Source organism: Pseudoalteromonas sp. T1lg24, from assembly GCF_002964745.1.
GTDB classification, from domain to species: Bacteria; Pseudomonadota; Gammaproteobacteria; order Enterobacterales; family Alteromonadaceae; genus Pseudoalteromonas; species Pseudoalteromonas spongiae.
The window spans coordinates 25,065-34,800 of sequence record NZ_PQCB01000003.1 but is presented as its reverse complement, the minus strand read 5'-3'; the positions used below and the strand labels follow the sequence as shown (position 1 = coordinate 34,800).

The 9,736-nt window shown below is 40.7% G+C and carries 7 protein-coding genes and 1 pseudogene; 4 read left to right on the top strand and 4 right to left on the bottom strand.

The features are described from left to right. Positions 1 to 199: 199 nt before the first annotated feature. Both gppA and rhlB read right to left on the bottom strand, forming a co-directional pair. Positions 200 to 1,702 carry a guanosine-5'-triphosphate,3'-diphosphate diphosphatase gene (gene gppA / locus C2M30_RS01330; RefSeq protein WP_010562306.1) on the bottom strand — a complete coding sequence of 501 codons (1,503 nt, stop codon included), beginning with the start codon at positions 1,700 to 1,702 and terminating at the stop codon, positions 200 to 202. 18 nt (positions 1,703 to 1,720) lie between these two features. Next, positions 1,721 to 2,976 (bottom strand): annotated as a pseudogene (rhlB, locus tag C2M30_RS01325) (ATP-dependent RNA helicase RhlB). Positions 2,977 to 3,067: 91 nt separating this feature from the next. On the opposite strand from rhlB, the gene trxA reads away from it, so the two are divergent. The 3 genes from trxA to C2M30_RS01310 all read left to right on the top strand — a co-directional run bounded on the left by trxA (position 3,068) and on the right by C2M30_RS01310 (position 6,174). Next, entirely contained in the window at positions 3,068 to 3,394 is a 327-nt protein-coding gene (trxA, locus tag C2M30_RS01320) for a thioredoxin TrxA (protein ID WP_010562308.1), read from the top strand. Positions 3,395 to 3,567: 173 nt separating this feature from the next. Then, entirely contained in the window at positions 3,568 to 4,827 is a 1,260-nt protein-coding gene (gene rho / locus C2M30_RS01315; protein ID WP_010562309.1) for a transcription termination factor Rho, read from the top strand. Positions 4,828 to 5,043: 216 nt separating this feature from the next. Beyond that, positions 5,044 to 6,174: a methyl-accepting chemotaxis protein gene (locus C2M30_RS01310; protein WP_325050721.1), complete on the top strand. Its 1,131-nt coding sequence runs from the start codon at positions 5,044 to 5,046 to the stop codon at positions 6,172 to 6,174. A gap of 85 nt (positions 6,175 to 6,259) precedes the next feature. Here C2M30_RS01310 and C2M30_RS01305 read toward each other — a convergent pair whose 3' ends face one another. Further along, entirely contained in the window at positions 6,260 to 7,528 is a 1,269-nt protein-coding gene (locus C2M30_RS01305) for an Ig-like domain-containing protein (protein ID WP_105170403.1), read from the bottom strand. Between the two features lie 12 nt (positions 7,529 to 7,540). Further along, positions 7,541 to 8,059 (bottom strand): outer membrane beta-barrel protein, encoded by a 519-nt coding sequence (locus C2M30_RS01300; RefSeq protein ID WP_100914064.1) that lies wholly within the window; start codon positions 8,057 to 8,059, stop codon positions 7,541 to 7,543. A gap of 172 nt (positions 8,060 to 8,231) precedes the next feature. Here C2M30_RS01300 and ubiD point away from each other — a divergent pair, with 172 nt between their 5' ends. Beyond that, positions 8,232 to 9,704 carry a 4-hydroxy-3-polyprenylbenzoate decarboxylase gene (gene ubiD, locus C2M30_RS01295; protein WP_105170402.1) on the top strand — a complete coding sequence of 491 codons (1,473 nt, stop codon included), beginning with the start codon at positions 8,232 to 8,234 and terminating at the stop codon, positions 9,702 to 9,704. The last annotated feature ends 32 nt before the right edge of the window (positions 9,705 to 9,736 follow it).

Genomic DNA, 9,736 nt, shown 5'->3' with positions numbered 1-9,736 from the left:
AAAACTCAGTTTTACTTGACTCAACCAACTCGTGATTCGCTGCTATGCTGCGTCGTTCCCCGTGTTGGTGGAGGCGCATTATAGAGAGATTTGATCTGAGCGCAACCCTTTTTTAAAGAAAATTTGAAAATTTGGTGCGTTCGCTCATTTAGCGAACAAAAGCGGCGTTTTATTAACAAAAACGCCATATTTTTACGCTTTAGTTAACCGCTATGTGTAAAGTTTGACCGCCTTTGCGAGCATACTCGCACTCGGCTTCGAGTTCGGCTTGCATTAGTGGGTGCTGGCTAAACCATATATGTGGAATAACAATTGATAAATCATTATTTGATGTAACTAACTTTAATTCAGGTAGTACGTCGTCTTTTCGGCGCATACTTAATATAACGGATAGACGTAATATGTGGAGCAACTTAGATGTCACATCTGAAAAGCAGCCTAATGATTCAAAGTTTAACTTGTCGATATCTTCTTTGTGATACTTAACTAAAAAAACAACACGGTTTTTCTGTGCCTTGGTAAAACCTGGCATATCTGTATTCGTCATTATGTATGCGCCATGTTGACCATACTTTTTATAACCAATTAATAAGCCTGTTTCATGTAACTTTGCAGCAGCGTCCAGAATCGATAAGTCTTCATCATTCAACTGCCAGTCGTCTTTTACTTGCTTTGCGAATAAAAGTGCGACGTCCGCAACACGTTGTGATTGCGTTGCATCAATATGATAACGGCTGATAAAGCTTTGAACTGTGCGCTCTCTAATATCGCTATTATGTAGCTCCGGGATCATGGAGTACAAGACCCCTTCCCTTAATGCACCACCAGCAAGCCCCATTACTTCAATATCTAAACTTTCAAATAATGCGATTAAAATTGAAAGGCCCGATGCAAATACAAGTTTTCGTTCTTGCATTAATCCAGGAAGGTCGAGTTTATCAATCGATTTGTATAAAACAGCTTGGTGTTTAATGGCATTCAGTTTATCAAGCGTCAGTAAATCATCTTGCCTTTGTGCAATCATGATTTCCTGAATAGCTTGAACCGTACCAGATGCCCCCGACACACTTAACCAACCAAGTTGTTTATACTCAGCCACTACAGGTGCAATAACTTCTTTTGCTGCATTTGTTGCGGCTTCGAAGTTGTCATGCGTTAACAAGCCATTTTCGAAGTACTTTTCAAGATAGGTTACACAACCCATATTTAGGCTTTTATATAAAAGAGGATCAAAGCCATCGCCAATCACCACTTCTGTACTGGCACCACCGATATCAATAACCAGTTGCTTACCGAGTGTGGATGAAGTGTGCGCCACCCCTTTATAGATTGTTTTTGCCTCTTCTTCACCACTGATTACGCGAATTGGATGACCAAGAATTAGCTCTGCTTTTTCGACAAATTGCTGTGCATTTGCCGCTAAGCGTAATGTAGCGGTAGCAACAATCGTAATATTATCTTTCGGAATATCTTGAAGTCGCTCAGCAAAAAGGGAAAGACATTCCCACCCTCTTTGCATGGCTTCAATGCTTAACTGGCTATTTTCATCCAGCCCTGCCGCTAATCTTACCTTTCGTTTAACACGTCCAATTGTTTGCAAGTCGCCTGCTACGGCTTTGGCTATTAACATATGAAAACTGTTAGAGCCTAAATCTATAACGGCATAACAGTTCTGATCATTTGCTTTATCAACGGTTAGCATTGATACCTCAAAAAACTACTAACTATGAGCTCTTCTTTGAGCTGGTTTATTTGAGCGTCGGTTATTTTGGTTTGGACGCTTTGCACGGTTATAACGCGGCTTTGGAATGTCGTCTAACAATGCTGTTTTATCATAATGTGATAGTGGGATCGCATGGTCAATATACTCTTCAATTGGCTGAAGGTTGTATGCGTATTGCTCACAAGCAAAGCTAATAGCATGACCATAAGCACCTGCACGACCAGTTCGACCAATACGGTGAACATAATCTTCACAATCATCTGGTAAGTCAAAGTTAAAAACATGGCTTACTGCATCGATATGCAATCCACGTGCGGCACATCGGTCGCAACTAAAAAGTCTAAATGACCATCAGTAAACTGCTTTAAAATTGAAATACGTTTTTTCTGATTAACGTCGCCCGTAAGCAAACCTACACGGTGCCCGTCTGCTTTCATCCACTGATATACGTTTTCACACATGTGTTTTGTATTAGCAAATACAATCGCTTTATCTGGCCACTCTTCTTCTATTAGTGTAAGCAAAAGTGGAATTTTATCGTCTTGAGATGTGTGGAAAAGCTCTTCTTGAATGCGCTGATTAGTTTTTTGCTCAGGCTCAACCTGCACATGAATCGGATTGGTCATATGCTCAAACGCTAGCTCTTGTACACGGTATGAAAGTGTAGCTGAGAACAGTAAATTTAAACGCTCTGTCGCTTCAGGCATACGACGCAGTAAATAGCGAATATCTTTAATGAAACCTAAATCGAACATACGGTCGGCTTCATCAAGTACTACAACTTCGATATCGTTTAGGCTGTAACAGCCCTGCTTATATAGGTCGATCAATCGGCCAGTTGTGCCAATTAAAATATCTACACCTTTTTCTAACTGTGCCTGTTGTTTTTCATATTCCTCGCCACCATATACAATGCCAAGGTTAAGTTTACAGTCGGGTGCAAAGATTTTTGCATCGTTATAAATCTGTAACGCTAACTCCCGAGTAGGCGCCATAATAAGCGCTCTTGGGTGTTTACTTGCCCCTTTACTATTGACCAATAAGTGGTGACAAGTCGCAGCTAAAAACGCAATGGTTTTACCTGTACCAGTTTGAGCTTGCCCTGCAATATCTCGTTTTTGTAGTGCATAAGGTAAACTTTTTGCCTGAATTGGCGTACAAAGTTCAAAGCCTTTGCGAGTAAGTCCGGCAACCACTTCCGGCGCAATATCAAAGTCGGCAAACTTTGTTTCGGTTAAATGTGTCTTATTCATAGCGAATAAGCATAACGCTTAAACTTGCAATAAGAAACAATAGTGTTTAAATACGCTATAAATAAATTCGCGAAAATTATCGGAGAACCCAATGAGCGATAAAATTATCCAACTAACAGACGATAGCTTTGAGTCTGATGTAGTTAATGCTAGCGGCCCTGTACTAGTTGATTTTTGGGCTGAGTGGTGTGGTCCTTGTAAAATGATCGCGCCAATTCTTGATGAAGTAGCAGAAGAATTTGCTGGTCGTGTAACGATCGGTAAATTAAACATTGACCAAAACTCTGGCACGCCGCCAAAGTTTGGTATTCGTGGTATTCCTACATTACTACTGTTCAAAGACGGTCAAGTTGCTGCAACTAAAGTTGGTGCACTATCTAAAACTCAACTAGTTGAGTTTTTAGAAGAGAACGCATAAGAAAAAGGCTGGTTTAACCAGCCTTTTTTCATTTTTGCACTGATTATTTTTTATAAAGACTGGACGCTTTTAACAAGAGCTGCTATTTTCTACATCATATTTATCCTAAGTAATTATTCATTATTACTTCCACTCAAAAACCTTGAGAATAAAACATTAAAGAACCCACCAATATGCATTTACGCGAACTTAAAAATAAGTCGATTAACGAACTTGTAAAACTAGCTGAGTCCATGGGACTTGAAAATGTAGGCCGCTTAAGAAAACAAGACATTATTTTTGCCATTTTAAAAGCTCACGCAAAGAGCGGCGAAAACATCTATGGCGGTGGCGTATTAGAAATACTTCAAGATGGATTTGGCTTCCTTCGTTCTTTCGAAGCCTCTTATTTAGCTGGGCCAGATGATATCTATGTATCGCCTAGCCAAATCAGACGCTTTAGTTTACGTACTGGTGACACAATTAATGGATTAATTCGTCCGCCAAAAGATGGCGAACGTTATTTCGCACTACTTAAAGTTAATGAAGTAAACTTCGACAAGCCAGAAAACTCTCGTACTAAAATCCTTTTCGAAAACTTAACACCACTTCACGCAAACGACCGTTTACGTATGGAGCGTGGCAATGGTAGTACTGAAGATATCACAACCCGTGTAATCGATTTAGCAGCGCCAATTGGTAAAGGACAACGTGGTCTATTAGTAGCTCCGCCAAAAGCGGGTAAAACAATGTTGCTACAAAACATTGCGCAGTCTATTAGCTCAAACCACCCTGAGTGCGAGCTTATCGTTTTACTTATCGATGAGCGTCCTGAAGAAGTTACCGAAATGCAACGCCTTGTAAAAGGTGAAGTAGTTGCTTCAACATTCGACGAACCAGCAAGCCGCCACGTACAAGTTGCCGAAATGGTAATTGAAAAAGCAAAACGCCTAGTAGAGCACAAAAAAGACGTGGTTATTCTGCTTGATTCAATTACGCGTTTAGCGCGCGCCTACAACACCGTAATCCCTTCATCAGGTAAAGTGCTTACTGGTGGTGTTGATGCCAATGCACTACATAAGCCTAAGCGTTTCTTCGGTGCAGCGCGTAACGTTGAACAAGGCGGTAGCTTAACGATTATAGCTACAGCGCTTATCGATACTGGCTCTAAGATGGATGAAGTTATCTACGAAGAGTTTAAAGGTACTGGTAATATGGAATTACACCTTAACCGTAAGATTGCGGAAAAACGTGTATTCCCAGCAATCGACTTCAACCGTTCAGGTACACGTCGTGAAGAGCTACTGACGAAAGCTGACGAACTTCAGAAGATGTGGATTCTTCGTAAGATCGTACACGAAATGTCAGAGATCGACGCAATGGAATTCTTAATTGATAAACTTGCTATGTGTAAGACTAATGACGAATTCTTCGATTCAATGAAACGAAAGTAATTGCATCATAATTTAAAAAACGCCAGCACTTAGCTGGCGTTTTTATTTGCCCAATACAAAATCTGTTCTATAACTATTATACACTTAGAGTTAAATTTCAGATTTATGCAAATACATAAACTACTCTTTCCAAGCATAATAATTTTTGCACTGTGCTCACTATTAATCCTGTTTTTAGTTGATGCCTCTACCCTATACTTAGTACTGCAAAGTATTATGTCGCTGGTCATTATTGGTATACTTGGATACAGCCAAAAAAATAAAAAAGCCGACGCAAGTTTTCTAACATCCTTCTCTCAAGCAGTTGCTAACCCAACGAAAGTAAACATCAAATTTCGCTTTCAAAATAATGGCAATACAGACTACGCCGATGAATGCACCTATATTGATAACTGGCTTGAAGTAATGGACCATCTAATAACCGAGGTATATGCATCATCAGCACGGTTATATCCAATGGCAAATGAGCTAAAAGATACCTATAGCTCGATGATGCAAAAGGCAACAATGCAACATAGCCATGGCGAAACACTCGGGCAATCAATGACCGCCATGGTAGAAGTATCAGCCCAATTAGATGACAATTTGGTTTTGATTTACCAAGCGGTAACAAACGCCAACGACTCCGTAAAGCAAACACGCTCTGATGCAGATCTCAGCCAGCAAAGCCTATCATCGCTAGCCACTAAGATTGAAAAAACCGGTGAGCAACTTGAACAACTAAAAAAAGACAGCGACCAAATTACATCGATTATTGAAGTTATCAACTCCATTGCCGAACAAACCAATTTACTTGCTCTTAATGCCGCCATAGAAGCAGCTCGCGCCGGCGAACAAGGCCGAGGTTTTGCGGTAGTGGCTGACGAAGTTCGCAACCTTGCCGCACGCACCAGCGAATCGACTAAAGAAGTTAGTGCCATGGTAAGTCGCATTCAATCTGGCACCGACTTAGTCCACCAGTTAATGATGAAAGCACATGAAGAGACTCAGCAAACAGTCAATTTATCGCAGCAGGCAAATTTAGAAATAGACCAAATAGATCACGCAATGAATGAGATTCACTCGTTATCTGAACAAATACAGCAACAGGTAAAACAACAAAGAACTGCGTCAGATGATGCACAATCATCGGTTTATGCCATGATAGAATTAAATACGGATGCACTTTCAAACTCTAAAATCCAATCGGTTACCAGTGATGATTTACTTAACTTAGCCACCAGCTTACGAGAAAAGCTCGAGCTGTTTGATTTTAATGATAAAGAGTGGAATACCAGTACACGAACTAAATTGCGGCGAGAGAACTCTGAAGCGCCTAGCGAGGCAGGTGAAATAGATTTATTTTAGTAATTTTACGCACTCAATTGACTTGAGTGCGTAAAAATCATATCTCAGATTAACCAGCAAAGAACTGGTTAACTAAAAGATTAGCTTATTTAACAACTGTGATATCAATTGTTTCTGATTTTCCACGATAGCTAGAAATCAAGGTAAACGAGCCCGTTTTCGAGCTTGATGCACTCACTTCTAAATACGCTTCATTAGTACCTAACTTCTTAAATTGTGATGTAACTAAGTCGGTACCAGAAAATGACCAGCCAGCAAACTCAGATACGTTAAAGTCGTCAGATACGCCTGCTAGATCTGCAAAAGCCTGCAAAGATACTTTTGCACCTTGTTTAATACTCATGCTCTCGGCACCGGTATTTATCTTTAAGCCATTTAATGTTGAATCACCCGTTACTTCAACAGAAACTTGCGCCTGTTGACCACCACAAGTAGCAAACACATTCGTTGTACCCGATGTTAGTGCCACAATATTGCCTTGTACCTCAGATTCATTTGAAACTGCAGCAACTGCACTATCACTCGCTGCCCAAATAGCACTGTTTGAAATAATATGTGTATCACCATTCAATAAGGTTAGCTGAGGCTTAAGTGACTCCCGTTGAGCAAGCTCCATTGCAAGGCTTTCAATATTTTTATCTGAATGTTGAATCGTAAGCGCGCTTAGTTGAGCAATTGATGTTGAAAACGTATCGCTGCCAGTTACACCATCAGTATGTTTTGCAGTAATAGTAAGCTCTTCACTGTCTTCTGCTGAAGTAGATAGTAGACCTTTAGCATCAACACTAGCTGTTGCAGAACCTGCTAGCTGCCAAGTTAATAAATTTGTATCTGGAGCACTTACATAACCATCTTGATATGTAATTGTCGCAGCGAGTTGCGCGTCAACACAGGTAGTAACTTGATTACTGTCAGAGTTTTTAAGAACAACATCTAACGCGGTTGCTTTACTATCGCTAATTGAAAGCTCTGTTGTTGCTTCAATATCATTGATAGTTGTTGCTGTAAAAGTCACTAAACCTTGGTTATCTGCTAATGCTTTTACCGCAGTTACCAAACCACTTGAGTCGATAGTAGCAACGTCAGTATTTGATGACGTCCAAGTGACTTCTTTAGAGATATCTCTAACCTCACCTTTAGAATCAGTACCCATCGCAACTAGTTGATGAGTTTGACCTGCACGTAACCGTACACCGCTACCGTTAAATTCAATCTTCTCGACCAAAGTACCGTTAGCACGCTGCGATTCTAGTTCAACTGCTTTAATTAGCGCGGCAGGATCGTCAGATTCGCTACACCCCGAAAGCACAACTGCGGTCGCTAACGCTAAAGGTAATAATTTAAACTTTTTCATATGTAATTCCCTTTAAAATGTATAGCTTACGCCAAGTGTATAGTTTGCTAGTTTTAAGTCTGAATCGGAATGCAATACTTGGTATCCCAAGCGGACTTTAATCTCTTCAAAACTAGGAATTTCTTGATTCAAACCTATGCCCCAAGCAAAACCATTGTAACTATCAATATTGTTATATGTTTCTTCTGGGCCTGTTACAGCAATATCGTTCCAGCTCCAGCCCAGTAAAATATCAGCACTAAAACCATAAGATGCGGGTGATTCAAAACGACCGAATAGAGAATACGATTTGTCTAGCTCGAAGTTCATACGGTACAAGTCATCATCCGTACTTGAAACAGCCACTTGTCCTTCTAAAAAAATACCGTCGAAAAACTCATAACCCGCTTTTAAATTCACAGCATTTGGATTCACTGTTTCATCTGCGATTTCAAAATCGTTATAGGCGTAATCTAACCCAACATAGATATCATTCGCTGCAAAAGCTGAACCACAAAAAAGCAGAGCACTTGTAAAGATTAAAGATTTCATAAAAATCCTTTTTGTATAATTGTGTCCCTATTCTATTGAATGCTAAACCAAAAAGCACCCACAGAAGTATAAACAATTGTAACCATGTATTCGGTAATACAATTGCCCGTAAGTTGCGCAAAAGGTTATACTATCACCAATCAATTTTTATTATTAAAAGCCTGACAATACTATGAAATATAAAGACCTCAGGGACTTTATCGAACTGTTAGAAAAGAAAGGTCAGCTAAAGCGTATCAAACAAGAAATTGATACCTACTTAGAGATGACCGAAATAGCCGACCGCACTTTGCGTGCAAAAGGCCCTGCACTACTTTTCGAAAATCCAAAAGGCTATTCTATTCCTGTACTTGCCAACCTATTTGGCACACCTGAGCGTGTTGCTTTAGGTATGGGGCAAGAAGATGTATCAGAACTCAGAGAAGTTGGTAAGCTACTTGCCTTTTTAAAAGAGCCAGAGCCACCAAAAGGCATTAAAGATGCGCTAAGCCAGCTACCTGTGTTTAAGCAAGTACTCAACATGCCGCCAAAAGAAGTGAAAAAGGCACCATGCCAACAAGTGATTGTTGAAGGTGATGATGTTGATTTAACTAAGCTACCGATTCAGCACTGTTGGCCTGGCGATGCAGCACCACTAATTACTTGGGGCTTAACGGTAACTAAAGGGCCTTATAAAAAGCGCCAAAATTTAGGTATTTACCGCCAACAATTACTGGGGAAAAACAAAATCATTATGCGCTGGTTGTCACACCGTGGCGGTGCACTCGATTACCAAGAATGGTGTAAAGAACACCCGGGTGAACCTTATCCTGTGTCGGTAGCACTTGGGGCAGACCCTGCAACCATACTTGGCGCAGTCACCCCTGTACCAGACACCCTTAGCGAATACGCTTTTGCTGGATTGTTACGTGGCAGCAAAACAGAAGTAGTAAAGTCAATTTCGAACGACTTACAAGTTCCTGCTAGCGCAGAGTTTGTATTAGAAGGCTATATTGAACAGGGCGAAATGGCACCAGAGGGGCCTTATGGCGATCACACCGGTTACTACAATGAAGTTGATGACTTCCCAGTGATGACAGTAACGCATATTACACACCGTAAAGATCCTATCTATCACAGCACCTATACTGGCCGTCCGCCTGATGAGCCTGCTATTTTAGGTGTCGCACTTAACGAAGTGTTTGTGCCAATTTTGCAAAAGCAATTCCCTGAGATTGTGGATTTCTACTTACCACCTGAAGGCTGTTCTTACCGTATGGCCGTGGTTACTATGAAAAAACAATATCCAGGTCATGCTAAACGCGTAATGATGGGTGTTTGGTCATTCTTGCGTCAATTCATGTATACTAAGTTCGTTATTGTGTGTGATGATGACGTGAATGCGCGCGACTGGAACGATGTAATTTGGGCAATTACTACGCGTATGGATCCTGCCCGCGATACCACAATGATTGAAAATACCCCAATTGATTATCTCGACTTTGCCTCACCTGTTTCTGGCTTAGGATCAAAAATGGGGCTTGATGCCACCAACAAATGGCCAGGCGAAACCGACCGCGAATGGGGCGAACCCATCGTAATGGACGATAAAGTCAAACAACGTGTTGATGAAATTTGGGATTCACTCAACATTTTAGAAAAGTAACGCAGTTAAACTTGCGTCGTGAAAAGGTTTAA